This window comes from Phytohabitans houttuyneae, from assembly GCF_011764425.1.
GTDB lineage: Bacteria > Actinomycetota > Actinomycetes > Mycobacteriales > Micromonosporaceae > Phytohabitans > Phytohabitans houttuyneae.
Map to the genome: position 1 here is coordinate 180362 of NZ_BLPF01000004.1, position 26539 is coordinate 206900.

Sequence of the window (26539 nt, forward strand, 5' to 3'; positions counted from 1 at the left end):
TCACAGATAGCGGCATAACCCGAACCGTCACCATGCCGCGCGTCCGACCGGCCACCGGTCGGACGCGCGGCGCGCGTTCCACCGGCCCCGGAATCGGTCACCGCGCAACCGGCCCCACGGTCCCGCAACAGCCGAGCCTATGCAGCCCTACCAGAGGCAACGCAACGGCCGGCAGCGATGAATACAGGGCCGTCAAATGGCGTTCTGGTGCGACTTTCCGCCGAAAGGAATGGAGACGAAACCAGGGGGCGTCGGAAACATTGGAAAGAGTCTTGCGCATCGGGGTTGACAACTACCCGGCATCGAGCGTCCATGGACGTGGGCAACCAAAACCGCCCGGCGAAAACCGCAAACAAATAGCGCACCACGCGCACGCGAAATCGCCATTGCCGACCCCTATGTGTACGGAGGTTTAATCGCCATGTCCGAAAACACCACCACCGCCGAAACCGTCGCGCGGACCCTCGCCAACCACCCCGACGGCATCACCGTCCGCGACCTCGCCACCCAGGCCGGGGTCGGCCAGTCCACCGCCGCCAAAGCCCTCGCCGCGATGCAAACCGCTGGCACCGCCACCCGCACCCCCGGCCCCGCCACCGGCAACCGCAAGGGCGCCGACATCTGGCGCCCCGCGACCGGTGACGCCACCGCCACGCCGGACGAGGCGCCCGTGGCGGACGACGCCACCGCTACCCCGGACGAGGCGCCCGTGGCGGACGACGCCACCGCCACCCCGGACGAGGCGCCCGTGGCGGACGACGCCACCGCCACCCCGGGCGGGGCGCCGGTGCCGACCGGGCCGCGTCAGCCGGACCTGAAGGTCCTGATCATGGCCGGTGTGCTGGGTGACCACCCGGACGGGGTGGACGCGAATGTCGCCATTGCCGAGAGCGGTCTGGCCCCGGCGACCGGCGACACGATCCTCGCTGCGATGGAGGTTGCCGGTGCGGCAAAGCGGCTGCCGGTCGGTGACGACGGTATCGAGTTGTGGGTGCGTGGCGACGGTGACCTCGCCACAGTGAATCCCGCGAACGCCCCGACGCACACCACGTGCCCGACGTGCGGGCACACCCGCCGCATCCGCCGCCCATCGGCCACCGGCCGCCGGTCCGGCGGGACGGGCCGCGCCACCGGTGAGATCAACACCGACGGGTCGATGAAGCTGGCCAAGGGTGAACTGGAGCGCCTGGTCGAGGCGTTCATCCGCGACCTCGGCCCCGGGCACGAACTGACCCCGGTCACGGTCGGGCGTGAGTTGGGCGGGCGTAGCTCGGGCGCGTGCGGCAACGCGATGGACAAGCTGACCGGACGCGGGGTGCTCGTGCTGACCAGCGAGGCACCGCGCAAGTTCACCCTCGCCGACAACACCCCGCCACCGTCGGCCGAGGTGCTGGCGCACATGACCAGCCACCGCCCCGCGACCACCGACGACGAGGCCACCGACGACGACGCCACCGACGTGGCCGCCGCCGGCGAGGCGCGCGCCGCGTAACGCCACCCCGGGATCGGTCCGGCCCGCGCGGGTCGGACCGATCCGGTGCCTGCCCTTGCTTGCGGACTCGATGAACGGAGACCAGTCGTGAAGATCGTTGCTTTCCGGCGGACGGTGCTGGCGCGGTGCGTGTGCCCGGTGTGCCACGAACCGGCCCGCCCCTACCCGCCGCACCAATGGACACCGGCGAACGGGCCGCGCCCGGCATGGTCCCATGTGGACGATGAACCGCTGTGCTCCGTCGTCGGGCCGGGCGGCTACCGGTCCGCGCGGCGCGGGTGCGTGCTGACCGCGCTACGCCCCGCCCGCGCGTCCCGGTCGGCCCGCCACCGGTCGCGCGTCGCCCGTGCCGTGGCCCGTCGCACCGTGCGACGCCCAGTCGGTGGACCGCCGCCCGACAACGGCGAGGTGTACCTCGTGGCCGGAGGTGACATGGTGGCCGTATTCGACTCGCCGGACACGGCCGGCGTCATGGCCGTCACGATGACCGGGGCGAACCTCGAACCGGTCACGCTGCGGGTGACCTCGGCGCAATGGGAACGGGCGCGCGCCGTGTTGCGCACCGAGCAACCGCATATCCGGATCACCGACGCCCGGTCCAGCTGCGCTGGCGGTGAACCGTGACCGGCCCCGCCCCATACCCGCACGAGCTTCCGCCGATGCTGGCCGCGCGTCCCCGCGACGCGCGGCGCGGCCTGCCCATCCCGCCGGTCAACCTGCACCGCGACCCAACCGGCGGCGGGTCGCATGTGGACTTCACCACGGTCAACACCACCGTTTCCACCCAACTCGCACTTGATCGACGGTGCTCACTGTGCGGTGGACCGATGGGCTATTGAGTATACCGAGGCTGTCCGTATCGCCTCGGTCCGATCGCCGCCGTTCAGGAACGCCTGACGCGCCACGACGCCAGCACATCGCGAATACGCCGTCTTCGAGGCAGCCCGAACCGTTCGTCCAGCAGGAACGGTTGTCCGGACAGGACAGCGGCCCACCGCAACCCGAAGTTTTCGCGCGGATCAAGAAGTATCCGTTGCGAAAGCACAATGCCTGACAGCAGGGCATCCTCGGGGACACAATCCCTAACCCATGCCACCAGTAGCTCAAAAGTGACGCGTCGGTTTTTGGCCGCGGCAGCCCGCAAACGGTGGACGACGGGGCCGAGGGTCTCATCGACCATCAGGGCGCCCTGAATCGCGTCGTAATTGGCGGCCACGGCGTCGCGCCAGAAGCCAGGGTTGGTGTCGGGATGGTTCCCGAAGCGGCGAAGCCTCGCAGCGAATTTTGGATCTTCTAGCAATTCCCGAAGCCGAAGCTCCTCATGTCGCGAGACGGTCATTTGGACTATCAAATGCTGTTCGGCGAAGATGGAAGCGCCACAGACCCTGGCCAGGTTGGTGAGATGGTATTCGGTGTGCAGATCGAGGCGTCTGAGCAACTCCTCGGCGTGGTCGACGGCCGCCCACCTAGGGCCATCCCGCTTAGGGTCGTCCAGAGTTGCGAAGCTGCGGTACTTGGCCAGTTCCTCGCGCATCGATCCTACATAGCGTGGTTGCGGTTCAGTAGAACGACAGGCGTCCGCGATCTCCACCAGGGAACTGGTCACTCCGTCGGCGGCTTCCAGCAGCTGCGGCGGCACAACTTTCGCTATCAGCACGTCGCGCAGCACAAGGTAGCGGGCCTGCGATGGCGGATGCGACGAGGGGCGTACGACGTAAAAGGATCTTTCCACCAGGTCGAGGGTTTCGAACAGTAACCGGACTCCACAGGCCATCGCAAGCAGCTCGAATTGATCGGTGGCGTCGAGTGTGCGCCCGTAATACGGCGCGAACATGGTGGAAGCTGCGGCGGTGTCCGCTTCCACCTCCTGCCGCTCACTCATGCTAAGAGTGTCTGTATGAGCTGCCTCGGCGACGGAGCCTGGCGGAGACAGGTGATCAAGGTCTATGTGCGCGAACTCGTGGTGAACCAACAATCGTTCGGCATAGTGCGTGATACGCGCGGCAAGGTGCGCCTGCGACGGCGAACTATTTACCGAAGCCGCCAGTAGGAACCTCCCGCCCATCCGCGCCGCTCCGAAGTATACCTTGGCAAGCCGGATTAGGGTGGGCACCGGAACAATTTCGTGAGGCGGCTCCTCCTGCTCGGGTTCGCCCACCAGGAGGTTCACGACCATGAGTTTGGCGAGCAGGTAAAGGGCGTCTGCCACCGCCATGTCGATGGCGATGAGGTTGGCGCTCGCCATGGGGACGGTCATCGCACTCCATGACCGTGGTGGCAGGACCGCAAGGTGGGTGCGGGCAAGCTTCTCTCGCGTCTCGGGGTGCGACTGCCGATGATCTTCGACAACCGTCCGATACAGCAGGGAAGCAAGCTCCTGTGGCATCGCTTCGAATTCGAGGGTCAGCAGCTCTGCGGCTTGCTGTTGATCCGCGATGAAGCCCCGTGCGACGCGGTCTTTTAGCCGCTCCTGCAAGGCGGCATGGACCGCCGCCCTCGCCTCGTCGGTCAAGTCGGGCAGGTTGAGCAGCGAGAGTTGATCCGCGAAGGCCCGCGCTGCGGAGATATCGGCTTCGGTCATGCGCCCACTTGGCAGAACGCCGCCAGGCCCATCTTGGCCACCAGAACGGAGAAGATGTAGACGGTGTCGCGGTCGAGTATCGTCGCTACCGCGTCGGCGACGCTGGCTGCCTCCACCAGCCTGTCGTAACGCTCGCCGCCATCGAGCAGGACCCGTGCGCCGCCGCTTTGACAGATCATCTGCTGTAGATCCTTGGCATGCTGCTGGAACCAGGCTCTACCGAGCCGGGCGTAAGCCTGGACGTCTCCGGGGCCAAAATCTTTGGGCCCCAAAGCCTTACCCAGCATTCCGTACAGTTCGTTGTCGTCAAGATCGATTAGCCGCTCCAGCTCGTCCGCCATGCGTGCGAGTGTAGAGCCTGCTGTCGATTGCCCGTCCGGCGCAGGCCGAGCCGCCACTGAGCCATTCCGGGTGAGCCTCCAACTAGCCAGCAAGGGCGCTTGTCCAGAATGGGGTATGACTAATCCACTTCGAGCGACGGCGACCCACAGTGCACCGCAAACAGGCACTTCAAACGGCAAGACCTGAGCCCAAGATCTCGTCTGGCTGCGTCGACGAATGCTTGCTCGGCGACGAGAACCTCAAGCACAGGTTGTCCGGGAGAGAGTGCCCGCGGATGTTGGGGATCACCTGCACCTACCGGACCATGTTCATCCCCGAGCGCGGGTTCGCGGTGTACCTATCGGCCCCGTTCAAAACGGTGCGCGCGTACATGTATGGCCCGGACGTGCGCCTACAGCCCGCGTCCGGCACCCGGTAGGGCACGCCCGGCGGCGGGCGGCAGATTCGCCGCAGAAACCTCGATAGATCGGCCCGGATCGACTGGATGCGTCCGTAGAGGCAGGCGACATTGTTGGTGACGGCGCGGCCGGGGGTCGCAAGCAACCCGGCCCGCCGCCCACCCCGATTACCGCGACGAAAGGAACGGCACCGTGGCACACGAACTGGAAACCTTCGCCAACGGCCAAACCGCCTTCGCCTCCGCCCGCCTGTCCGCGTGGCATCAGCTCGGCACCGTCACCGACTCGTGCATGACCGCGCAGGAGGTCATGGAAACGGCGTGGCTCGGCGGCTGGGAGGTCCGCAAGATCGCCATTCAGGGCATCGAGATCACCGACAAGGGTGTGACGAAGGTCGACTGCCCCGACAAGTACATGACCGTCCGCACCAACCCGGTCACCGGCGCCACCGAGTACCTCGGCGTGGTCGGCGAGGACTACAGCGTGGTCCAGAACGAGCAGGTCGCCGAAACCCTCAACCTCCTCGTCGACGAGTCCGGCGCCCACTTCGAGACCGCGGGATCGATGCGCAAAGGCCGCTCGGTGTTCGTCACCATGAAGCTGCCCACCGCGATGCAGATTGCTGGCATCGACGACATGGACCTGTATCTGGCCGCGACCACGAGCCATGACGGGACCGCCTCGCTGCGCCTGGACGCGACCCCGGTGCGGATCGTCTGCCGGAACACGCAGCGCCTGGCCTACGAGCGGTCGCGCGGCTCGTACACCTTCCGGCACACCTCGAACGTCAGCTCGAAGATCGCCGAGGCGCGGCAGGCGCTCGGGCTGATGTGGCAGGCGTTCGAGTCGTTCGAGACCGAAGCCGAGAAGATGATCAACGAGGCGTTGACCATGGGCGAGTTCGAGAAGATCGTCGCCGACCTGTGGCCCCTCGCGGACGACGCCTCCGACGCGGCGAAGAACAACGCCAAGCAGCGCACCGCCACGCTGCGGTACCTGATCCGGGACGCGGACACCCAGAAGGCGATCAAGGGCACCCGGTGGGCCGGCTACCAGGCCATCACCGAGTACCTCGACCACTTCGCCCCGGCCAAGACCGACACCGTCCGCGCCACCCGGGCGCTGACTGGTGCCGGCGCCGACATCAAGGCCCGCGCGTTCGAGCTGCTGGCAGTCTGAGATGGCCAGACACGAGAGCCGGCGCGCCAGCACGGCGCCCGGCCCCGGCGCCGGGGAGCACCCCGCCGCCGGGACCGCACCAGTACCGACCGAGCCCGCCGTCGCGCCGACCGTGACGGCGACGCACCCTCCAGCGATCACCGTCGAGGCGTTGATCGCGCTGGCCAACGAGGTGTGCGGCCTGTACGCACGGGCCGAGGTCGCCCGCGCGATGGCCGGCCACGCGGCCAGCGAGGCCGAACATGCCACCTTGACCGCCCACGCCGGGCAATGGGACGACCTGGTCAACGACCGATGGACGGCGCTGGTTGCCGCGATCCAGACGGCGTTGCCGGACGCGGCCCGCATCGAGCCGTTTATGCCGGTCCGGCCGCTGGGCAACGGCCACGTCGAGCTGCACGCCCACGACACCTCGGCCCGCCGCCTGGTCGTGCTGCTGTCCGGTGTGCAAGCGCTCGCCGTGGGCGCGCACTTGACCGCGTACGGGGCGGTCAGCCTCGACCGCACCGGCCAGAAACTCGACCGCGGCCTGCCGTCCGCGAGACCGGCGCCGCCGTTCACCACGGCCGCGACCACGCCGGCCGCACCGACCGATCCCGCTGAACCGACGGCCGCCCAGCCGTGACCGCCGCCTCGTAGGCCGCGCCGGGGATTTCGTCCCCCGGCTCCCCGGCAACCCCTTTCGAGACACGCTTTGGAGCACCGGATGAATCCCGATCGACTGTTCGACCTCGCCGCCGAGTTCGCACAGGCCACCGGCAACGCCGAACGCCACAACGCCTACGCGGCCTGCGCCACCGGCGACGAACACACCGAACACACCAAGAAAGCCTCCACCTGGACTGCCCTGGCCGCCCGCCGACGCGAGGAACTCCGCACCGCGCTACGTGACGCCACGCACGGCGCGGTGCGGGCCGTGCCCGACCACGAGCTACCCGTCGCCACCTGGCGACGAGGCCGAATCGAGGTCCGCGCCGTCACCACCGACGGCACCCGCGCCGTGCGGGTGCGGTACACCCCGGGGCAGGCCCTGGAAACCGGAGCCGCGCTGATCGCCTGCGCGGCCATCACGGACGAACGGATCGGCGGCACGCTCACCCGCACCCTCGCCGCCCTCCCATCCCACCTCCACACCCCGCCCACCCAAACCGAGCCCATCGGCGAGGAACCGACCACCGCAAAGCCCACCGGCGCCGGGAGGGAAGGCAGGGATGCGTAGCCTTCCGCGAGGCTGGCGCGGGCCGCGCCCGTACCCCCGGCTCGACCTGACCGGCGTCCGCCTCCCCGACCTCGTCCTCGTCGGTACCGAAGGCCGCGCGGCCATGCTGAAAACGGCGCGGGAGCACGGCTACCGGCACCGCACCGTGACCCCGGCGTTGACCCGCTTCAGCCGGGTGTACGTCATCCAGCTCGGCGGCAACCCGCAGGCCGGCACCGTCGTGCTCGCCACCAAAGACGGCCGGGAAGTGGTCGTGAAGCTGCCGGTCGACGTGCGGTTCCGCATCGTGCCCGTCACCCGCACCGAGACGATGCTCGCCGCCATCGCGGCCGACTACCCGTCCGGCACCCCGACCGCCGCGCTGGCCGAGGCGTTGTCCGCCGTGCTGCACGTGTGCGACCGGCAGTACGCCACCGGCCAGAGCGTCATACCGGTCCAGGTGATCACCGAGGCCCTCGCCACGCCGCTCAACGCCCTGCTGCGCCCGTGGGACGACGAGGCGGACACCGCCGCGGCCGAGCCCACCGCCTCATGAAGGAGACCTGCTGATGCTTGCTTCCCCACCGCACCCCGACGAGCCGATCACCGCCGTCTGCGCGGCCACCTACTACGCCGACCTGATCCCGGCCTTCGCGTTCGTGTTCCGCGTGAACAGCACCGGCACCCGGTTCACCGTCTACGCCACCGAGCAACACCGCTGGCTGATCAACAGCACCTACACGCTGACCATCTCCGAACACAACTCCAAACCGGACCGTGTGCCGCTGTGGCTGTCCACCGACGAGGCCGCGTTCCTGCGCCACTGCCTCGGCCTGCTCGGGCAGCGCTGGCAGGACGCGATCACCGAAGCCGAGGCCGGCGCGCAACACCCGGCGACCGGCGAGCAGGCGAGCCCGGGGCACGTGAACGTCGAGCCCACCCCGGCCGGCTACCAAGCGATCGCCGGACGGTTCCGCAACGAGCTACACCGGGTCCAGGACCTGGTGCGCCGCCTCGACCAACTCCAGCCCACCACCACACCGGACACCGGGACGGACACGGCGACCGACGCGGATGCGGATGACTCATGACCGCCGACGACCCCGCACGCATGCTCACCCGCCAGGTCCGGGAGTTGACCGTCAGACGAGCACGGCTGCGCCGCCGCCGCGCCGAGGTCCCAGGCAATCCATCGCAGGTCCGCTACCTGGACGCGGCGATCCGCCGGCTCGACGACGAGATCGACCACCGGCGGGACCACCGGGCCATCGTCGCCTCCACCGGCAACTACCAGCCGTGGAGCCACCACCACTTCCGTCTCGGGGACTTCGCCCGCATCGGCGGCGCCTGGTACCCGGTGCTGCACGCCGGCTGGACGGCGCTGACCGTGCCACCACTGGACCTGCTCGGCGAACGCCGCTACAACCCCAACCCGGAACAGGGAGTCGACACGGGCAGCGTCGCCTACGTCCGGGTGTACGGGCGCCGCCGAGGCAGCCGGGTCCTGCATACCCCGCCGCCGCCCGAAGGCACAACGTGTACCTGCCGCGTCACGATCCCGACCTTCAATCCGGAGTTCGTGCCCGAACGGGAGGCCGGCCCGTGCACGCAGCCGCCGGTGGCGCGGCTGACCATCCGGCACGACGGCACCGCCTGCGGCTGCCACGGCATATGCCTGCTACCCGATGCCGACTCCGCCGACGCCGACTCCGCGTTGCGTGCGCCCTGGGTCGAGGTCGTCCTGCTCTGCGACGCCCACACCCACGAGCACACCGCCACCAACGGCGCGACCGAAACGGCCGCGATCACCTTCGAGGACCTGACCTGAACACATCTGGCCGGATGCACCGAGAACCGGCCCACCCCCTAACCCGCTGACCGAGTGGAGTCCACAATGGATCTGAATGACACCGCGCGGCTGCGCCAGCCCCGCGACGCCGTGGAGTGCCGCCTTGGCACCGTCACCGACATCACCTACGCGCCGCACTCCGCCTACATCCGGCGGCTGCGCCTGCGGTTCCCGACCGGCGACGAACGCACCTACACCACCGACGAGATCACCCCGGCAACGCGCGACGACGACCGAGCCGCCCTGGAAACCGCGTTCATCGACGCGTGCGCCGTACTGCGGCACGCCTGCCGCATCGCGCACGACTACGACGAGGCGCTCAGTACCGACATCATCGGGCTCCTGCTGGCCCTCTACGAGGCGGCCCGGACCCGGATCGGTCTCACCCTCGACCCCGCACGCCTGCCCGAGTACGGCGACCACCCGCACGCTGACGCCCCGCCGCAGGGGCAGCCATGACCACCACCCCAAACCCCGCCGAGCCGCCGTCGGTCGAGGTGATGTACTGCCGGCGCTGCCGCCGGGCGGTCAACACCCGCACCGGGCCGAGCGGCGTCACCTACGTGCACGCGGTCGAGGTACGCGGCGAAACCGTCGATCACCGCCCTGACCCGGCACCGGTCACCGAGATCAGCGATCCGCTGATCGAGTGTGACTTCTGCTCCGCACCGGACGCCGCGTGGATCTACCGGTGCGCCGACCAACGCACCGACGTCCGTAGAGTCACCGCCCGAGTGGTCGACGCCGCCGACTACCAGGCCCGGCACCACGCGGCGCGGACCCGCCGCACCGAAACCGAACACGGCATCACGCAGGCATGGGGCGAGCGATGGTCGGCCTGCGCCGGCTGCGCGGACCTGATCGAGGCGCGGGACCTGTACGGGCTGATCCGCCGGGTGGTCGAGGCGATGCCAGCCAAGCTCACCCGAGGCAACCGCCTCGTCCGGGTCCGCGGCCACCTGCACGACACCTACACGGCCGTTTTCGACACCCTCGCCCCCGGCCGAGGCCGCATCGAGCCCGGCCACCCGCTCGGCGTGTGGCCCGCACCACCGGAAGGTGCACCATGACCGCGCCGAAGCGACCCGACCAGCGGGGTCCGGCGTACACGCATGTGAAGGCGGTCCACCATGCCGGTCCGGTGTGTGGGGCCGACGACGGGCCGGTCACCCGGGTGACTGAGGACCCGCACCTCGTCACGTGTCCCGACTGTCCGGACCTGGCGTGGATCGAGGCCCTGCCGGACGACGCGACCGCCGGTGACCCTCGGGTGATCGAGTTGCTGCGCGAAGCGAAGCGGGGTGCGTTCCGCAAGATCGACGGTGTGGTGGTGGACGCCACCACCGCCGCCGCGATCCTGACCGTGTACGACGCGTTGAAACCGGCCACCCGGGCGAAGCTCGTCGCGCTGCGCATCGACCGGATGGCGGCCGTGGCGTGGCGGTTGCTGCGCCCGCACGTGTAACACCGGAGCTGTGTGGAGCAGGGGCCGGGGCGGTGGCCGGCGGGTCACACCCGAGGGTGCGCGCAAGCCCCCCTTGCCACCTCGCCCGCCTTCCGGGTCACCCGCGGACCGCAACGAAGCCGCACGTCCCGGAGCCGGGCGTGTGGCCGATCCTACGGCGAGACGAGTTCCTGCACGCCGCTACGCGGCCGAGGGCCGGACAACGGGGCGGGGCGGCACGTCAGCCGCGCAGCGGCGCCGACCTTCGGAGAGGATGTCTGCGTGGCCAGACGCACCATCGACGGACGGACCGCCCTGGACCGGTCCGGCGTGGCCGCGCACCTGCGCGTCGCGTACACGACGGTCAACAACTGGCACCGCCACCGCACCCGATTCGGCTTCCCCGACGGGTTCACCTACGACGGTGCGGAGTGGTTCTGGCTCAACGACATCGACCGCTTCCACACCGCACACCTGAAGGCCAAACGCGCCGAGCTGACCAAGGTCGACCGACGCGGGCGGCCCGACGACCTCGTCGGCTCCGGGACAGCGGCGAAGATCCTGGGCTACCGCTCGTACCGCAACCTGCCCGACACCCTCTACAACCAGCCCGACCGCATCCAACAGCTAGCCGACGGGCGCGTCCGCCGCCTATGGTTTCGGCGCACAGTATGGGCGGTCGCGGACGCCCGCACCGGCCGCCAGTCCACCGGCCGCACCCCCGGCACCACCGGCGCCCGCAAACCCCACCCCTACGCCGACGACCCCCGCCTCCAAGCCGCCCTCGCACTCCTGACCGAAGTGGGCACCAGCGGCCAGAACCGGCGCGGCCTCGGCGTCGAACTCGCCCGGCGGCTCGGTGTCGGCGAACGCACCGCGCAACGCCTCCTGACACAGGCCCGCCTCGTCGCCGATGGACCGCCAGACAACACGCCACAGGCTACCGCCCCGCCAACCGGCACCGCCCATCCCACACCCACCGCACACACGGCTACAGCACGGTCCCGCCGCATGCCCGGCCAACCGGGCGCCCGACCGTAGGCGCTGGCGGCGGGGCCGGATTTTCTGTGACTACCAGCGATAAGTGACGGGTGGGGCGCCGACATCCGGGGACGCGGGCACTGGCCGCCAGCGAAGGTTGGCGAGCTTTGCCAGCCGTGGTTGGCGAGGATCGCTGAAATCAAGCTGGAGGTGACGGGATCGCTGCCGGCGACATGCGGTCGGGCTCATACGGGAGGTCGCTGAGGCAGATCACGCGATACCGGGAACGCCGACTAGCGTCTTATGCGGTTTTCGGTCCGATACGCAAAAAAAAGCCCGATGCGTCCGCAACGGGCTCGTGCTCAGAGCTGGCAGGACGAAACGTCGTGCCGTCTCTCCCACACGTGACTGCTATCCAGTTCGTGGTGCACAAGCCAGCCGACTCCTCCGCTGATGGCGCCCCACAGGGCTGCCTTCACCAGAAACCATCCAACTGACCTGCTGACTCGGGCGACACGGGAAAGCCGGTCGCGTTGCTCCTCACTCCCACCACCAGTGATGTTGTCACTGAGCGGCGGTACATCAATTCGGTACGGGCGACCAACGTGCTGATCGTTTCCGTCCATGGGATGGCTGCACTCGGATTTCCTCGTCAACGGCACTTGCCGTGAGGTCCCGGGCACAGCCCCCGAGCCTTTCGAGAGCCGATTTAGCTGGCCCCAGGACCCGAGTGGTGCGGCAAGTGATCCGTTGAGGACGGCACATGCCTTGGTGCGATTCAGGTTGTACAGACAGCATAGCTCACCAAACCACCACCGCCCGGCAGGTCGCCCACGCCGGCGCCACCTGGAGCCGGTACGCACCCGGCGACCACAACACCTGACCGTCGCCGTCGACTTAGGAAGGGCTGCTGACCATGACCAGCACGTCGAACACCGAGGACGCCAACGCCGAGGTCGGCGAGCGGCGCTGGCTGACCCGCGGCGGCGGTGGCATCGGCACGGCCAGCCTTGCCCAGCCTGCTCACCTCCACCCTCGGCGCGGCCGCCGCGGTGCTCGGCGTCGCCGCCACTAGCCGCACAGCCGCCATCCGCAACGTAGCCCGGCCACCGGCCGAAACTTGCACCGCCGGACGAACCCGTGCACCCACCTGCGCCGCAGCGATCTCCTCGCCCCACCAGCGCATTCGTCGCCCGAATGGGCTAGCCCGTTCGTGCAGGCGGTGCAGCCGCGCGCGACCAAATCCCGTCTCGCTCGTTGCTACGCAAGGGACGGAAAGGCGCACCAGGGTGCGCCTCGTCTGCTTGCTGGGGGGAGGAGGTGAAGAACGTGGACAACTGGGCGGCGGTCGCCATCACTGAGTCAGCCCGGGTGGTTCGGCACGCGCTTGGGAGCTGGGGCCGAACCACCCGGCTCTGTGTCCTGGCCTTGGCATTGGCCTTGGCCGTGGCTGCCGTGGTGACCGCAGCGCACAGATAGGACCGCAATGCGGAACGAGCCAGGGAGTCAAAAGTTACGGGCGACTCCCTGGCTCGCCGTGCCGAAATTTCGCCATTGAAGATGGCCGGTTGCCGCTGGTCACGAAGCGCAACGGCCCGAGCCGCAGGCTCAGCGATCTCGCACCAATGGAATACGCGCGCCTACCGGTCTACTCGCCCTCTCGCTGCGGCTCAACGTGCAAGTACGGCCCGGCAGCTAGACATCTACTTTCGCACCCGTCGGGCGCCACCTCGACCGCCGACACCCTCCGCCCTCACCTCGGCCAGCTCAGCAAAGGCCTCGACGCTCTCCTCGGGTGCCTGGCCGATGAAATCGACGCCGCCGCGCTGAAACGCCCGTAGGAGGTCCCACCCGCCGCTGTGACTTTCAGCCGTACTTGTCACCAGCGGGCGGCGATGAGCTGTAGTCGCGGATGATGTTGTCAGCGGTGGTTGTCACCGGGATTCAGGGATAACTGTCACCAATCGACGTTTTCAAGGTTGTTGTCACCGCCTCGACGCGTCGCGTCGCATCTACGGCAGCGATCCGCTTCGATGTTGTGGTGGCGCCGATCGAGCAGGGCGTAGCTGCGTCTGATCAGGTCGTGACCGTCAGTCCCGCCGGGCTGTGGTCGGATCGTTTGCTCCTGGGATGAGCTGGCGGTGTTGTGCGATGGGCTGGCCGACGTCCGCGGCGAACTGGACCTGGCGGCGGACTGGCCTCGCCGGTGGACGGCGGCGATAGCTGGCCGCCATCGACGGTCGTGACGGAACCCGTCCTTGGGTCGGATGGTTCCCAGCGCTTTTGACCGCAACTCCCAGTGTTGATTGGCCGGTTGTGGGGTGTAGGCGTAGGGGCTGCTTCACAGCCTGGAGATGTTCCACAGGAGCACGCTGCTGTCCTGGCCGAGGCCTGCGAGGGCCGCGAGAGTGCTGCCGTCTGGGCTGAACGTTAATTGGAACGCGACGAATGCTTGTCCAGTCAGGGGTTCGCCGATCTGTCGCCAGTCGCTGGTGTCCCACAGCCGTAGTGCGCCGGACATAGCGATGGTGGCGATGCTGCGCCCGTCAGGGCTGAACGCCACGCCATGCGTTGCTGCGCCGCCGTGTCCGACGAAGAGTTGGCCGATCTGCCGGCGGCTTGCCACGTCCCACAGATGTACTGTGCTGTTGTCGTCGAGCGTTGCGAGGGTATGACCGTTTGGGCTGAACGCTACACCTGTGATGCGCTCACCGAGGCTGGCAACGGGCTTGCCCTTTCGCCGGCTGCTGGTGTCCCACAACTGGGCGGCCTGGTTGTTGGCGGTGGCAAGGGTGCGACCGTCCGGGCTGAACGCGACGTCCCATACGTAGCCGCTATGGCCGGTGAGAGGTTTGGCAATCCTGGTTTCCAGGTCCCACAGCAGTGTCTTGTCCGAGCCGGCGGTGGCGAGGGTGCGCCCGTCGGGGCTGAACGCGACGCTGTTGACGATGTCGGTGTGGCCGGTCAGGGGGTGTCCGATCGGCCGGCGGGTGGCGAAATCCCACAGACGCACGGTCTTGTCTCTGCCGGCGGTGGCGAGGGTGCGTCCGTCGGGGCTGAACGCCACGCCACAGACCTCGTCGGTGTGGCCGGTCAGGGGGTGGCCCAGCTGCTGGCGGGTGGCGAGATCCCATAGGCGCACGATCTTGTCTGGGCCTGCGGTGGCGAGGATGTGACCGTCGGGGCTGAACGCCATATCTTCCACGGGTCCGGTGTCAACGGGAGGCGTTATTTGTTGACCGGTGGCGATGTCCCGTAGTTCGGCCATACCGCCGATGTCCGCGGTAGCGAGGGTCCGCCCGTCCGGGCTGAACGCTACGCCGAGGCAGAAGCCAGCGGACAGTTCGCGAAGCTGTCGTTTGCCTGCGATGTCCCACAGTCGAACTACTCCGCTGCCGAGATCACTTATCGCGAGGGTACGTCCGTCGGGACTGAGAACCCCGGGTGTCTCGTGTTCTGGACTACGGGTGGCGGGTTGGTCGATCTGCCGGTGGCTGATGGTGTCCCAGATTCGGATCGTGCCGTCGGTGCTGGTGGTGACGAGGGTGCGCCCGTCCGGGCTGAACGCGACGCTGAAAACGGCATCTGTGTGACCGGTGAGTGGCTGGCCGAGCTGTTGGTGGGTGGCGGTGTCCCAGAGCCGCACGGTCTTGTCGTCTCCTGCGGTGGCGAGAGTGTGTCCGTCTGGGCTGAACGCCACGCCTAGGACATCGCCGGTATGACCGGCGAGAGGACGACCGATTGGTTGGCGGGTGGTGATGTCCCAAAGCCGCACCACGCCATTCTCACCAGCGACGGCCAGGGTTCTCCCATCGGGCGCCGACGCTAGACCGCTGACCGCGCCGCCGCCGCCGCCGACGCCGGCGCCGGCGTCGGCGAACGGTCCGCCGAGCTGTCGGCTGGTGGCGACATCCCATAGCTGTACGCCGCGGGACCCGCCAGTTGCGAGAACGCGCCCGTCTGGGGTGAACGCCAGACCAGGGCCGAGCTGATAGTCCGGGCCGACCGGAAGCAACGACGGTCCGCTGAGGAGGTTCGTCGACGCGGACGGAGTTGTGGCGGGACGGTCCGGGACCTCGCCGGGGGAGGCCGCCGGCGAAGGTTGGCTGTGGGTCGGTGTCGTCCGCGGGTGACCGACGAGGCCGGGTGGGTTGACACGGACTGATATCCGCACGGTGTGGATCTCGCCGCTGCGTATTTCGCGTACGTTGATGTTGGCACGGTTGGAGCCGACCCGGGGGCCAGGGTCACGACGAACGAGGTGTTGCTGCTGTCGATGCTGATCCAATCGGCGGCGCATTCGGCTAGCCAGTTCGAGGTGCCGTGCACCTCGATGTGCTCGGGCGGCAGGGTTTCGTCCGGCCGTACGTCGGTGATGTCGATGCGGTAGGCGGACAGCCGGAACCCGCTGGCGGTGTGCGGTCTGCGACCGACTGCGACCGGGCGTCGGGCGATCAGGATGTCGCCGTCGCCGTCGAAGCGACGCTGCGGGATGACCGGTCCTTCGACGGTCATCTGCCGATGGACGTAACGGTAGAGGTCGGAGACAGAGATGTGGTCCGCGTCAGGAATGCCGGCTGCGCCGCGGATACCGTGCAGCAGGTGGGCGGTGAATCGGCTCAGGCCGCTGGCGTGGTCTGCGTCTCGGGTGCGGTCTCGGGGGCGGCCAGCAGCCATGATGTATCGGCCTCGGCCGGCAAGTTCGGCGACCATGTCGCCGGTCTTGAACGCGCCGCTGTAGCAGCAATCGAGCACGATAACGATCGCGGCCGCTGGGCAGTACCGCATCATCCGGTCGACCGTCTCGGCGTTCACCGTGGTGGCGAGCTTGCGGTCGGTGCGGGTGTTGCGGCCGCAGAGTAGGAGTGACCCGTTGTCGTAGGCGGTCAGGCCGTGTCCGCTGTAGTAGATCAGCAGCATCTCGTCGCGGGTGGCTGCGGCGAAGAGTTGTTCGAGTGAGGCCGCGATGTCGTGGGAGTCCCGTTCGGTCAGCACTGACACGTCGGGCGGGGTGAATAGGCCGGTGACGGGGTCGGTGAGCGCCTCAGCTAACCGGGACACGTCGTTGAGTGGCCCCTTGAGGTCCGGGAGATTGGCCGGGTCGCTGGGATAATGCCAGTTCCCGATGAGTAGCGCCCGGTAGCGTCGCTGGCTCATTGGTCGCCTTCTCGCACCTGGATCGCCTGGGCCAGCTTCGCGAACGTCGCGTCGTCGACGGCCGTGCCTTGTACGACGATCCGCTCCCGCCGTCCGTCGATGGTCCACGCCACCTCGATGCGGCGGGTGCGATCACGTGACAGCCACGCCTTCCAGCACTGCACTGCGGCCGTGAACGCCTGCGCCGAGCCCAACGCCAGGATCACGGCCTCTACCGCGCCCTTGTCACCCGTCGCCGGAATAGACTCGCGCCTCACGCCACCGGTCTCCCTGGCGAGGTCGGCCAGAAGGTCTAGCTCCTGCGTGATCCACCGCTCATCGTCCGCGTCGAACCGGTCGCTGTGCATGGACAACATCAGCTCGACCGCATCTGGGCCTTCACTCATGGGTTTCGTCCTCCGGCGACGTTCATGACACCCGACCGAGGCCCACATTCTCGCCGCCACTCGCGTCGGTGTGCCATCCTCCCGTTGCGAATCGTAGATGTCCGTCCGAAACTCGACAGAACTGGCACATCTTCAGGATCGTGTTGAAACCGGCGAGGGTGGCCAACGTGATCACGATGACAGGCGCCACCGCAGCGAGTTGGATCCTGAGCCACTTGGCGGCGGGTGCCGCCGGTCGGAGCATATTGTCACCGGCCGCTCCCGCCAGCCGATTTCATGATTTCGGCTCAGGCCGAGGCGCTCTGAACTGCGGGAAAGTTAGCGACACGTCGATCGAGCTGCCTGGCCTGCCAACTGCCGCTGACAGGACATGTGCTCAATGGCCAACGCAGCGTTGGTGACAGTCATCGCTGAAAAGTGACAACTACGGTTGACCGTCACAGCCGCCCAGCAACTCTTGGTGCCCGGAGGCGCCAACGGCCCGGTGCGCCATCTATCGCTTGCAGCCGCCACCTAACGCTGGCAGTCACAATTTCGCCGTAGAAACCTCGACCGAACCGTCCGGATCGGCTTGATCGGTCCGTGGAGGTAGGCGCCAATGTTTACGACGGCAGCACCCGTGGGGCCGGCCGTTTCTTGGGAGCCGAAAACCGGTGCACCACCACCAGATCGGCGGAAGGAGTGTCCACAGTGGCACATCTGCTCGAACTCCTCACGATCAGGTTCAGGCGTCGGCGTGTCGAGGCGCTGCCGTGACCGCCGGAGGGGATGCCGTGGGCGTTCACCGGTTCGGATTGATCCTCGACCGCCCGCCGGACCGCTCGCAGGCCGCCTTGGTGGTGGACACCCATCCGGATCTCGACGTGCGCCCCTCCCAACAGCACGTGACCGTGCGGCGCCGCAGCTCCAGCCTGGCCGCCGCCGTCGTGTCGGCCATCGTTGACCTGGAAGCGTTCGACCTCAACCCGGTCCGGGTGCGCGCCGATGACTGGGTCACCCTCGCTGACATCGGCGAGCGGATCGGCCGGTCCCGGGAGATGGTCCGCCAGTGGTCGACCGGCCAGCAGGGACCGGGAGGCTTCCCGCCACCGGTCAATCCGGGCCGGGACACCAAGTTCTACTCCTGGACCGAGGTCGCACTCTGGCATCGCGCCCACCGGGACTTCTACCTGCCCCGCCCGGACGGCCTGCTGGTGGTGGCGAACCTGCTCCTACAAGCCAAGCGACTCGTGCCGCTCGTGCGCGACAAGCAAACCCTGACCGGCCTGCTCAGCCCTACCAGGAAGGCCATGGCGTCCAGCCGCCACGCGCAAGGGAAGGACTGACCACGCGATGAAGGCAGAGGTGTACCACAACGTTGCGGTCGACGACGGCGGGCGTCATCTCGGACTCCTCGATGGCTACCTGCCGGGGCATCCGGTGACGCTCGTGTTCTCCACCCAGATCCCGGAGTGTAACGACCTGGACGCGTGTGAGCAGCTCTACCGGCTACTCAACGTCGGTCACGACCCGGACTTCGGCGAGCCCGACCCCCGCGCCACGCAGTACCGGGCACGCGGCAACCGGTCGCTGTCCATGGGCGATGTCGCCTGCATCGACGGACGCTGCTACGCCTGCGCCCGCTTCGGCTGGCAACGACTGGACCACGAACCGTCGATCGTGCACGTGACCGGCATAGCCGGCACGACCCCGATCGGCGAGCAGGGCTAACCCGCGCACGGCGAACAGCGCCAACCACCCATCCACAGTGGAGCGTGCCCCGATGCCGGCGCGCCAACGTTTCAAGAGAGGGAGCAGAAGATGGCCGTGCAGACGCTGGAGGAGTTCATCGCCACCTATGGCAACCCAGACAAGCCGCCGCCGGTGTTCGAGCCTGGTCCCGAGGCGGCGCAGTGGCCCACGATTCTGGTCAAGGCTGGCGACAAGGCCGCCATCGTGCAGTTCATGAACGTCGGCGCCGACAGCGACGGCCAGCACCTGTGCATCGACGTGCACGCCTTCGTCGCCGGACGGACAGCGCGGGCCAGCGTGTTCGGCATGGAGTCCGGGCGGCGCCTGGAAGGCTTCGCCGACACCGACGCCGCCGGGACCTCGCACGGCGTGCCGGCGGCCCGCCTCGTCGCCGTGCTCATCGGCGCGCAGACCGAAACCGGCGGGCAGTGACATGGCCGACCTGACCCGCCTGCACGAGCAGATCACCACCGTCGAGCGGCAACTCGCCGCCATGAGAAGTCAATCGGCCGAGGGCACCAGCACGCGGCGCATGGCCGCCCGGCGGGCCGAGGTCGCCAAGCAGCAGCGCTACCTCGACGGGCTCCGCGAAGCGCTCACGCTCCTCACCACCGGCGAGGCGAACCAGGCGGTCATCGAGATATCCGCGCATCCGTCGACCTGGGCTACCGTGCTCCGGCTGGCCATCACCGGCAAGACGGCCGATCAGACCACCATCGGGCGCGGCGTGAACAGCGGCACCATCCGGCTCAGCGAGGCCGCGGCATGGAGCGCCGACAACAACCGCGCCATCGAGCCGATCATCCAGGCCGTGCAGGCGGCCTGCCAGGCCAAACCCCACTGGCGGCGCTGGTTCCCGGACGCGCTGTTCAACAACCTCGCCGGCGCGAGCGAGCGTGCAGCCGACAGCTGACAACACCTGGTGCGACCACCGCCACCGCGCCCCGAGCCGAAGGGCGGACGCCGGCACTGCGATGGACGGGTCGACCAGATGGGGTCGTCGGAGCGCTCCTGGCCGACGGGGGGCAGCGCAGGAATGCTCCGACGACTCCCACAATGGATGGTGATACCTCCCCGAGGCGGGAGGACACAACACCCGATCACCCGTACCGGCCGGTCCGCCACGACACCGGCTGCACGGTACCGGCCAGCGTACCGACACCGGCCCCACCACGCCTCAGACGACCGGACGGGGACCGGTACACCACACGTCCGCCACCCGACCGGGTCGATACGTGTGCGGGATAAGCTCGGCGACAACCCGACTCCGCGCCCGGCGACCGCTTGCGCCGTGCGGCCTGGGAACACCCCAACCGTCTCGGACCTTCGCCCTGCGCCGCCGCAGTCGCCCGACTAGAGTCGGGCGACATGCACACCCCTGGTCGGTTGGCGTGCCGGGTCGAGGAACACGGCGACACCATCCATCTGATCGCGATGGGCGACCTGGATCACGACACCCGCGACACGTTCGAGGCCGCCGTCCAAGCCGTGCTGACCAAGCAGCCGGGCACCGTCGTGTTGGACCTGACCGCCGTGCCGTTCCTGTCATCCGAGGGTGTCAGTGCCCTGATCGACGCAGACCGCCGTGCCACCGACACCGGCGTCACGCTCACCATCACACCGAGTCCGTTCCTACGGCGCCGCCTCGACATGTTCGGCCTCACCGGCGTACTCACCCTGACCCCCGACACACTCATCTAAAGGCAGAGGCTCCATGCGGCAGCCCACCGACGATGACCTCCATGCCACGCGGCGTCACGCGACAGTGCGCCTGACCCCGCAGCCTCGGCAATCCGCCGACTGGGCCGTGCAACGGCTGCCCACCAGCCGGAGCGAGCGCGGACGGCGATTCGGCGCATAGCACGCGCACGAAGGGCGCCGCCGGTCACGCTGACCGGCGGCGCCGCACCCCCCTTTGTGGAATCAGTCGTCGTCTTCGTCGCGGTCCTCGTGTGCGGCGGAGACCGCAGGGACTTCGAGCAGGTAGTGCAGGGCGCCGTTGATGTCGGTGTCTCGGCTGGCGGCGGTGCGGGCTAGCACGTCGTACGCCTCGTCACTGATTTCGATCTGCCGGGTCGCGGGTGTCGGGTTGGTCATCGCGGTCCTCCATGGGCCGGTCCGGGTCATGCCCGGGGGGATTCCCGGGCACCCGCGCCTATCCATGCCCACCTCCGCGCGCCGATCAAGCCGGGCCCGGCCGGCACACCGCCGGCCGGCTGTGGAGGCGCCCGGCGTGCCCGTCAGTGTGGAGTGGTCGTGGTGGATGCCCGGTCGGTGGTGTCGGCGGCGCGCAGCAGCGCGGCGGCGAAGGCGCGGGCCTGGTCCGGGCTGAGGCTCAGCTGGAGCGGGAAGTCGGTGGGGACGGTGACCTCCACGTAGGGGCGTTCGAGGTCGGCTGGGTCGGTGCCGATCCAGCCTGGTGCCTTGTCCCAGAACGCGGTCCGTACGGACGTCTCGACCAGCGCGCATCCTTCGTCGTACATGGGCACTGTTTCGGCCGGTCCCCGGTGCAGCAGGGCGCGGTGCGGTTCGGTGTCGTAGTGGCGGCAGTCCACGCACCAGGGCGGGCAGTGCGCCGGGTGCGGCGCCCGCGCCGCAGCCGGCGGCAGCGTCAACTTGTCCACGGGCGGCCTCCTCAAAGTTGCGAGCCGGATGGGGGCTGCGTCACAACGTTAGACCGGTGTGGTGGGGCGGGAACCGTTGGCTGAGCGCGTCTCCTGGCGTAGCGCGGCCAGCAGCTCGGACACGCGGTTGTTGCGGATGGAGTGGCCGTTGCGGCGCAGCCGGTGGGCCAGGGCGTCCCGGCTGACCGTGTGACCTTCGCGGGCCAGCTCGTCACGGGCGGCCCGCGCAGCCGGTAGCAATGGCACGAGGTCCGCATCCAGTTCCGCGCCCTGGTCCGGCTCGTGTCCCACGTCGTCGTACTCGTCGTCGGGGTCGGTTTCGTCGTTGTTGGCGTCAACATCGTTCCTGTCGGGTTCGGCGCTGAGAACGTCGTCCCGGTCGGCAACCGTTTCCGGGTCCGCCACACGGCGGCCGTCGTGATCAGATGCGTTCTCCGGCTCGGGCGACGCGGCCGGCGAGGCATCACCGCCGGTGATCGGCGTCAGCTCGGTCGGCTCGCCCGGTGCTGACTGGCCCGATGGTGGCCCGGTCGATGCGGGCGCCGGTGCGGTGATGGCCGGTGCCAGCCGGTCTGCCCACGCACCGTAGTTCACCAGGGCTGCGAGTTCGCCGGCGAGCCGGTCCAGGTCGAGAGTGCGGACGGCGATCTCGGCCATGCCCGGGTCACGCTGGTCGGCGCGGATCACCTCCTCGACGGCGTTGGCGATGGCGGGGCGCCGTTGCTCGGCGCGGATCGCCAGTTCGGCGGCCCGCAACGATTCGAACAACCCCAACGGCCGCCACCTGCCGCTGTCGACGTCAACGCGGCCTTCGCGGGCCAGTTCCGCGGCTCGGGCGGTCCAGACCGGATGACGCATCCGCCGCCACAGTCCGTAGTCCGGGGCGGTGTCGGCGAGTTTCCCCGCCGCGCGTAGCGCGTCTCGGCGGCGCGCGGCCGAGTGCAGCAGCCACAGCGCGTATGCCGAGCCGGACAGCACCCCGAACCCGGCCGACCAGTACAGGTGCGGCCAGTGCCCGGCTACCAGGATGCCGACCGCCACCATGGCGACGACGGTGGAGAAAGTCCGGAACCCGTAGGCCCGTTCGCCGAGTCGCATCCGCTGGTCGGCCATCGCGGAAAGAGTCATGGCCAGCAGCTCCAGACACAGGGCAAAGGGCAATACCGCCGCAACCCTCGCTATCGCCGGCACGCCCGGTGGCCAAGGTGCGTGGGTAACCGCGACCCAGGTCTGGCCGATCACCGCACCGGTCGCGGCCACGGCGTAGAACCAGTACGCCAACCGTGCCGGCGACCAACTCGGCCCCGCCTCGGCGGGCGGCATCGGCACGGCGGCAGCTTCCCGACCGTGCGGCTTGCTCGTCGTCTGGGACACAGCCGTCACCCCCGCTCGGCGCCCTGGTCAGTGACGGCCGCGAGCCGCAGCCGGTCCTCGCAGCGCAGCCGGGCCGGGTTCATGGCCGCGCTCCGCTGATCGGGGCGGCAGGCCGGAGTTGGCGTTCGGCGACGCGGCGGGTCGCCTGGGACGGTTCGGCGTCGCCCAGGTCGGCCAGGCGCTCCTCCAAGCGGCGTAAGGTTCGCCGCACGGCGTCGGGCCTCTGTTGGCGGCCGTGGATGCGCATGATCCGCTGGTACAGCTCCTCGTTGACCGGGTCCAGCTCGACCGCCTGTTCCAGGGCGGCGACGGCCTGGTCCGGGTGGTCGGCCTCGAGGATTTCGGCGATGCGCGCGTACACGGACAGGATTTGGTGCCGGTAGGTGGTGGCGTAGTCGACAGCCCAGGTGTGGTCGCGGCCGTCGGCGAAGTCCCCGCCGTACAAGTCGGCGGCCTGCCGCAGCGCGGCGAGGGCCGCCGTGTCGTCCTCGGCGGTGTTCGCCTTGTCGATGGCGGTGAGCATCTGCCACAGGTCCACGGCCACGGTTTCGGGGTCGAGGCGGTACCGGCCGGTGGTTTGGTCGTAAACGACGAACATCGGTTCGTCGCGACCGGTCGACGTACGTAGCACTCGCCGGGTGGTGGTGATGTCGGTGCGGACCCGTTTCACGGCGATGTCTTTGTCGGTGTTGGGGTGCAGGGCGGCGGCGAGCTGGTCCAGGGTGCGCCCGGCCGGGTGCGCGGCCAGTAGGGCAAGGGCGGTGTAGGAGCCGCTGCGCATCCCGGTGGCGATCGGCCCGGTGTCGGTGGCGACGGTGACCGGGCCGAGCAACCGCAGCCGGACCAGGGCGGAGCCGTCGCCCGGCTGGACGGGCACCGGTTCGGCCGGCTCGGTGGGTGCCGCGGCTGGTGCCGGCTTGGTGGGCGGGTCGTCGACGTCGGTGCCGGGCTCCGGGCGGGCCAGGGCGTCGGTGAGCATGCCGAGCACACTGGCGAGGTCGGCCGCGCCGATGGTGGACAGCCGCACGACCGGGCTCGGCTCCTCGCTCGTGGCGGCGCCGTCGGGGTCGACGTCGACGGTGGGGAAGCCGTCCAGGGCGCCGAGGATGACCGGGTGCAGGTCCAGGGCGGCGCGGTGGGCGGCGACTGCCCGGAGCCGGGCGGCGTGCCGGTCGGTGGCCTCGACGAGCAGCACGTACGGCGGTTGTATCTCGGCGTGGTCGGTGCGGGCGTTGAGGTCGGTGATGGTGTCGGCGTCGAAGGTGTCCAGCAGCCGCCTGCGGCCGATCATCTCTTCCTCGGCATGCGTCACGGCGGCGGCGGTGTCGGCGAGCACGATGAGCCGCTCTCCGTCGAAGGCGGTGCCGTCGGGGTCTAGGCCCACGGCCGGCGCACCTTCGGGTAGCAGCCGGGATAGCAGGTCGGCGGTGGTCACCACGACTGGGCGGGCGTCGACGGTGTCGGTTGTGCCGGTGGACAGAGCGGCGGCGAGCAGGGCACGGGCGGCCGGGACGGCGCCGTCGCCGTGCAGGGCGAGGCCGGTGCCGGGAAGGTCGAACAGGCTTACCTCGGCGCCGTTGGCGTCGAGGCCGATCGGGGCCGGCGGCGCCGGTTCGGCGGGCCGGTGCTCGGTGTTGGTGCCGAGGTGGCGGCTGCCGATCGTGTCGACGCGGGCGAGGGACGGCGGCACCGGGGCCGGCTGCGGTGCGGTGCTCACTGGTGCGGGGAAGGTGAGCCGGGCGCGGCGGCGTCGTTGTAGGCGCAGCATGGCGGCGACGGCGGCGATGGTGGCGGCTAGGCCGAGGCTGACCCATCCCTCGGCGGGCAGCGTGATCCCGGTGTCGGTGTCGTCGGCGTACGGCTGGGCATCCGCCTCGCCGGTCGTGGCGCCCGGCGAATCGGCGTCTGTGGGCGTGGCCGACGTGGATGGGCTCGACGCCGGGCCGCTGGGCGCCGGCGTACTCGACGCCGAGGTGCTCGGCGCGGCCGTGTTGGGCGCCGGCGTGGCGCTGGCCGGTGGGGTGGACGGCGGAGTTGACGGGGCGGCGCTCGGGCCACCGCCCGGTGCCGGCTCGGTAGCTCCGGACCCGCCGGGCGCGGGGTTACTCGGTGGTGGATCGGCCGGGGCAGGGCCGGCCGGTGCCGGTGCGGACTGGCGGGCGGGTAGCGCGAGTACCCACCCCACATGGATCTCGTCGGGGTCGGTGAGGGCGTAGCCGTTGGCCTGCACGTGCCCCCGGTTGAGCTTGTAGATCTCCCGCCACCGGAAGGGGTCGCCGAGCTTGCGCTCGGCGATGTCCCACAGGTTGTCGCCCTTGGCTACGTGGTGGATGCCGCCGGGGGCGTCGCGCGCCCACGCGGGAACGTCCGGGTCGCCAGCATCGGTGGTGACCACGGTGATGCGGGTGATGAGGTCGGCGGACACGGTAACCGCTGACCGTGGGCCGGCGTTGGTGATGACGTACCCGGCGGGCAACGCGTTCGGCGCAGCGGGGGCGACGGCGACGGCCGGGTTGCGGGCGGCGGCGTCAGCTGTCCCAGTGGTAGTGCCGGTGACCGTGCGGGCGGCGTCGAACAGCACCGCGCCGACGATCGCACCGACGAGGACGGCGGCGACCCACTGGATCGGGCCACGCCGCCCCGCCGGTGCGTAGGGCAGGCCCTGCCGGGCGGCCGAGACTGGGGCGGACGCCTCGATGATTTCAATGGCGGTGTCGCGCAGGAACTGCAACCACAGCACCCAGCCGATCGAGGCCAGCAGCCCGACAATCATCTGATCCGACCACGGGCTCGTGACCGCGCCGTACAGGTCGGTCAGGCCGGGGAACGCGCCGGCATGGGGCCAGCCGATCCAATCAAGCGGCCAGCCCGCCGAGGCGACCAGCAGCCAGGGCACCCCGACAGCGAAGCCCGCAAGCACGCCGAACGCCAGCAGGGCGCGCACTAGCCGGGCGAGGAAGGCGACAGCGCGGAACATGGCGCGGGTACTCCTCTCCAGACGCTCGGGTCAGGTGGTGGGACCGGTGACGCCCTGCACAGCGGTCGCCGTGGCCGAGGCCGACACGGCGAGCTGCCGCACACCGACGATCTGCAGCAGCTGCGTGTCGCTGGTCCGCCGCACCGTCACGGTGACGGTCGTTACGGTGGCGGTGGCCTCGCCTTCGACGCCGGCCGAGGTCAGCCACGCCCGCGCCGCCGAGGCGGCGCGGTCCGGGTCGAGCTCGGCGACGTTGCTGGTGCGGTACTTGTACAGATCCAGTTCCTGCGCCCCGGCCCGCGCCGCCGCCTGCGCGATGTCCAGAGCGCGGACCTTCTCCGACAACGCCAGCCCGGCGTCAAGGACCAGCCCGGCCACCGCGAGCAGCGCAATCGTGATAAGCACCGCGAAGGGGGTCACCTGACCGGCGTCACCGCCGGTACGCTCGCGCAGCCTTCGCCACGCCCAGCCGGTCCGCGACCGGAGGACGCGGGCTATCGACCAACGTTGGCCCGCGTGGCGGCTCATGAGACGGACCCGACCACGACTATGACGAGGGCGGCGGCGAGCACGAGCGCGGCGACCGCTGTCCACAGCACTTGCGGTGGGGGCGGTCCAGGCGTAGCTGCTAATGCCCCGGCCAAGTCGAACAGAGCGCGCTGTGTCTGCGGATCGTCGTTGAGGAGCGCCCGGTAGTCTTCGCCCCACTTGGGATCATCGACGCTGGCGGCGACATCGGCGAGATACGCGGCAAACCTGGCCTCAGCCTCAGCGCTAGCCGGGACGGCCGGCGGCTCGGGAACAGTGGAAGTCATCGTCGGCTCCA

The 26539-nt window shown here is 69.4% G+C and carries 29 protein-coding genes and 2 pseudogenes; 20 read left to right on the plus strand and 11 right to left on the minus strand.

All coding sequences use genetic code 11. From position 1 onward, the window contains the following. The first annotated feature begins 421 nt into the window (after nt 1-421). The 3 genes from Phou_RS43350 (at nt 422) to Phou_RS43360 (ending at nt 2331) form a co-directional block, all read left to right on the plus strand. The gene (locus Phou_RS43350) at nt 422-1492 is read left to right on the plus strand and encodes a hypothetical protein (protein WP_173069611.1); all 1071 of its coding nucleotides are present in this window, start codon (nt 422-424) and stop codon (nt 1490-1492) included. 432 nt (nt 1493-1924) lie between these two features. Continuing rightward, a complete protein-coding gene (locus tag Phou_RS43355; RefSeq protein WP_246274505.1) occupies nt 1925-2116 on the plus strand; it encodes a hypothetical protein in 192 nt (63 codons plus the stop codon). After that, complete coding sequence (locus Phou_RS43360; protein WP_173069226.1) at nt 2113-2331, plus strand: hypothetical protein; 219 nt, start codon at nt 2113-2115, stop codon at nt 2329-2331. The genes Phou_RS43355 and Phou_RS43360 overlap by 4 nt, the downstream gene beginning before the upstream one ends. A gap of 44 nt (nt 2332-2375) precedes the next feature. Here the strand turns inward: Phou_RS43360 and Phou_RS43365 are convergent, their stop codons facing one another. Then, nucleotides 2376-4073 carry a phage exclusion protein Lit family protein gene (locus Phou_RS43365; RefSeq protein WP_173069613.1) on the minus strand — a complete coding sequence of 566 codons (1698 nt, stop codon included), beginning with the start codon at nt 4071-4073 and terminating at the stop codon, nt 2376-2378. Then, complete coding sequence (locus Phou_RS43370; RefSeq protein ID WP_173069615.1) at nt 4070-4414, minus strand: hypothetical protein; 345 nt, start codon at nt 4412-4414, stop codon at nt 4070-4072. The genes Phou_RS43365 and Phou_RS43370 overlap by 4 nt, the downstream gene beginning before the upstream one ends. Nucleotides 4415-4689: 275 nt before the next feature. On the opposite strand from Phou_RS43370, the gene Phou_RS43375 reads away from it, so the two are divergent. The 12 genes and pseudogenes from Phou_RS43375 to Phou_RS43430 all read left to right on the plus strand — a co-directional run bounded on the left by Phou_RS43375 (nt 4690) and on the right by Phou_RS43430 (nt 12539). Further along, nucleotides 4690-4833: a hypothetical protein gene (locus Phou_RS43375; RefSeq protein ID WP_246274507.1), complete on the plus strand. Its 144-nt coding sequence runs from the start codon at nt 4690-4692 to the stop codon at nt 4831-4833. 172 nt (nt 4834-5005) lie between these two features. After that, nucleotides 5006-5992 carry a DUF932 domain-containing protein gene (locus tag Phou_RS43380; protein ID WP_173069617.1) on the plus strand — a complete coding sequence of 329 codons (987 nt, stop codon included), beginning with the start codon at nt 5006-5008 and terminating at the stop codon, nt 5990-5992. A 1-nt stretch (nt 5993) separates the two neighbouring features. Further along, nucleotides 5994-6617, plus strand: a complete 624-nt coding sequence (locus Phou_RS43385; RefSeq protein WP_173069619.1) for a hypothetical protein — start codon at nt 5994-5996, stop codon at nt 6615-6617. A gap of 81 nt (nt 6618-6698) precedes the next feature. Further along, complete coding sequence (locus tag Phou_RS43390) at nt 6699-7211, plus strand: hypothetical protein (protein WP_246274509.1); 513 nt, start codon at nt 6699-6701, stop codon at nt 7209-7211. Then, nucleotides 7204-7746 carry a hypothetical protein gene (locus tag Phou_RS43395; RefSeq protein WP_173069621.1) on the plus strand — a complete coding sequence of 181 codons (543 nt, stop codon included), beginning with the start codon at nt 7204-7206 and terminating at the stop codon, nt 7744-7746. The genes Phou_RS43390 and Phou_RS43395 overlap by 8 nt, the downstream gene beginning before the upstream one ends. Before the next feature lie 13 nt (nt 7747-7759). Beyond that, a complete protein-coding gene (locus tag Phou_RS43400; RefSeq protein WP_173069623.1) occupies nt 7760-8281 on the plus strand; it encodes a hypothetical protein in 522 nt (173 codons plus the stop codon). Further along, complete coding sequence (locus Phou_RS43405; RefSeq protein WP_173069625.1) at nt 8278-9018, plus strand: hypothetical protein; 741 nt, start codon at nt 8278-8280, stop codon at nt 9016-9018. Before Phou_RS43400 ends, Phou_RS43405 begins: the two co-directional genes overlap by 4 nt. A 66-nt stretch (nt 9019-9084) precedes the next feature. Further along, nucleotides 9085-9498 carry a hypothetical protein gene (locus Phou_RS43410; RefSeq protein ID WP_246274512.1) on the plus strand — a complete coding sequence of 138 codons (414 nt, stop codon included), beginning with the start codon at nt 9085-9087 and terminating at the stop codon, nt 9496-9498. After that, nucleotides 9495-10109 (plus strand): hypothetical protein, encoded by a 615-nt coding sequence (locus Phou_RS50770; RefSeq protein WP_178135012.1) that lies wholly within the window; start codon nt 9495-9497, stop codon nt 10107-10109. The genes Phou_RS43410 and Phou_RS50770 overlap by 4 nt, the downstream gene beginning before the upstream one ends. Further along, on the plus strand, nt 10106-10504 hold the full coding sequence (locus Phou_RS43420) for a hypothetical protein (RefSeq protein WP_173069629.1): 399 nt from the start codon (nt 10106-10108) through the stop codon (nt 10502-10504). Before Phou_RS50770 ends, Phou_RS43420 begins: the two co-directional genes overlap by 4 nt. A gap of 261 nt (nt 10505-10765) precedes the next feature. Further along, nucleotides 10766-11383: pseudogene (locus Phou_RS43425) on the plus strand (hypothetical protein); the annotation flags it as partial. Nucleotides 11384-12380: 997 nt separating this feature from the next. Then, a complete protein-coding gene (locus Phou_RS43430) occupies nt 12381-12539 on the plus strand; it encodes a hypothetical protein (RefSeq protein ID WP_173069631.1) in 159 nt (52 codons plus the stop codon). 1266 nt (nt 12540-13805) lie between these two features. On the opposite strand, the gene Phou_RS43435 is transcribed toward Phou_RS43430, so the two are convergent. The 3 genes and pseudogenes from Phou_RS43435 to Phou_RS43445 all read right to left on the minus strand — a co-directional run bounded on the left by Phou_RS43435 (nt 13806) and on the right by Phou_RS43445 (nt 17007). Continuing rightward, a complete protein-coding gene (locus Phou_RS43435) occupies nt 13806-15479 on the minus strand; it encodes a WD40 repeat domain-containing protein (protein WP_173069633.1) in 1674 nt (557 codons plus the stop codon). Between the two features lie 554 nt (nt 15480-16033). Continuing rightward, nucleotides 16034-16621: pseudogene (locus Phou_RS55925) on the minus strand (caspase family protein); the annotation flags it as partial. After that, nucleotides 16618-17007: an effector-associated constant component EACC1 gene (locus tag Phou_RS43445; RefSeq protein WP_173069635.1), complete on the minus strand. Its 390-nt coding sequence runs from the start codon at nt 17005-17007 to the stop codon at nt 16618-16620. The pseudogene Phou_RS55925 and the gene Phou_RS43445, both read right to left, overlap by 4 nt. A gap of 773 nt (nt 17008-17780) precedes the next feature. Between Phou_RS43445 and Phou_RS43450 the strand changes: the two genes are divergently transcribed. From Phou_RS43450 to Phou_RS43470, 5 genes are all read left to right on the plus strand, one after another. Next, entirely contained in the window at nt 17781-18332 is a 552-nt protein-coding gene (locus Phou_RS43450) for a hypothetical protein (protein WP_173069637.1), read from the plus strand. A 7-nt stretch (nt 18333-18339) separates the two neighbouring features. Then, nucleotides 18340-18717: a hypothetical protein gene (locus tag Phou_RS43455; RefSeq protein WP_173069639.1), complete on the plus strand. Its 378-nt coding sequence runs from the start codon at nt 18340-18342 to the stop codon at nt 18715-18717. A 90-nt stretch (nt 18718-18807) separates the two neighbouring features. Further along, nucleotides 18808-19170, plus strand: coding sequence for a hypothetical protein (locus Phou_RS43460; RefSeq protein WP_173069641.1), 363 nt, complete (start codon nt 18808-18810; stop codon nt 19168-19170). 1 nt (nt 19171) lies between these two features. Then, nucleotides 19172-19651: a hypothetical protein gene (locus Phou_RS43465; RefSeq protein WP_173069643.1), complete on the plus strand. Its 480-nt coding sequence runs from the start codon at nt 19172-19174 to the stop codon at nt 19649-19651. A 455-nt stretch (nt 19652-20106) separates the two neighbouring features. Continuing rightward, nucleotides 20107-20439 carry an STAS domain-containing protein gene (locus Phou_RS43470; RefSeq protein ID WP_173069645.1) on the plus strand — a complete coding sequence of 111 codons (333 nt, stop codon included), beginning with the start codon at nt 20107-20109 and terminating at the stop codon, nt 20437-20439. Between the two features lie 222 nt (nt 20440-20661). Here the strand turns inward: Phou_RS43470 and Phou_RS43475 are convergent, their stop codons facing one another. The 6 genes from Phou_RS43475 to Phou_RS43500 form a co-directional block, all read right to left on the minus strand. Then, nucleotides 20662-20835 carry a hypothetical protein gene (locus Phou_RS43475; RefSeq protein ID WP_173069647.1) on the minus strand — a complete coding sequence of 58 codons (174 nt, stop codon included), beginning with the start codon at nt 20833-20835 and terminating at the stop codon, nt 20662-20664. Nucleotides 20836-20978: 143 nt separating this feature from the next. Further along, complete coding sequence (locus Phou_RS43480) at nt 20979-21362, minus strand: DUF6907 domain-containing protein (protein ID WP_246274514.1); 384 nt, start codon at nt 21360-21362, stop codon at nt 20979-20981. A 48-nt stretch (nt 21363-21410) separates the two neighbouring features. Continuing rightward, nucleotides 21411-22685, minus strand: coding sequence for a DUF4153 domain-containing protein (locus Phou_RS43485; RefSeq protein ID WP_173071395.1), 1275 nt, complete (start codon nt 22683-22685; stop codon nt 21411-21413). A gap of 130 nt (nt 22686-22815) precedes the next feature. Next, nucleotides 22816-25713 carry an AfsR/SARP family transcriptional regulator gene (locus Phou_RS43490; protein WP_173069649.1) on the minus strand — a complete coding sequence of 966 codons (2898 nt, stop codon included), beginning with the start codon at nt 25711-25713 and terminating at the stop codon, nt 22816-22818. Nucleotides 25714-25743: 30 nt separating this feature from the next. Then, nucleotides 25744-26133 carry a pilus assembly protein TadG-related protein gene (locus Phou_RS43495; RefSeq protein ID WP_246274516.1) on the minus strand — a complete coding sequence of 130 codons (390 nt, stop codon included), beginning with the start codon at nt 26131-26133 and terminating at the stop codon, nt 25744-25746. Between the two features lie 104 nt (nt 26134-26237). Continuing rightward, nucleotides 26238-26528 (minus strand): hypothetical protein, encoded by a 291-nt coding sequence (locus Phou_RS43500; RefSeq protein WP_173069653.1) that lies wholly within the window; start codon nt 26526-26528, stop codon nt 26238-26240. Nucleotides 26529-26539 lie beyond the last annotated feature (11 nt).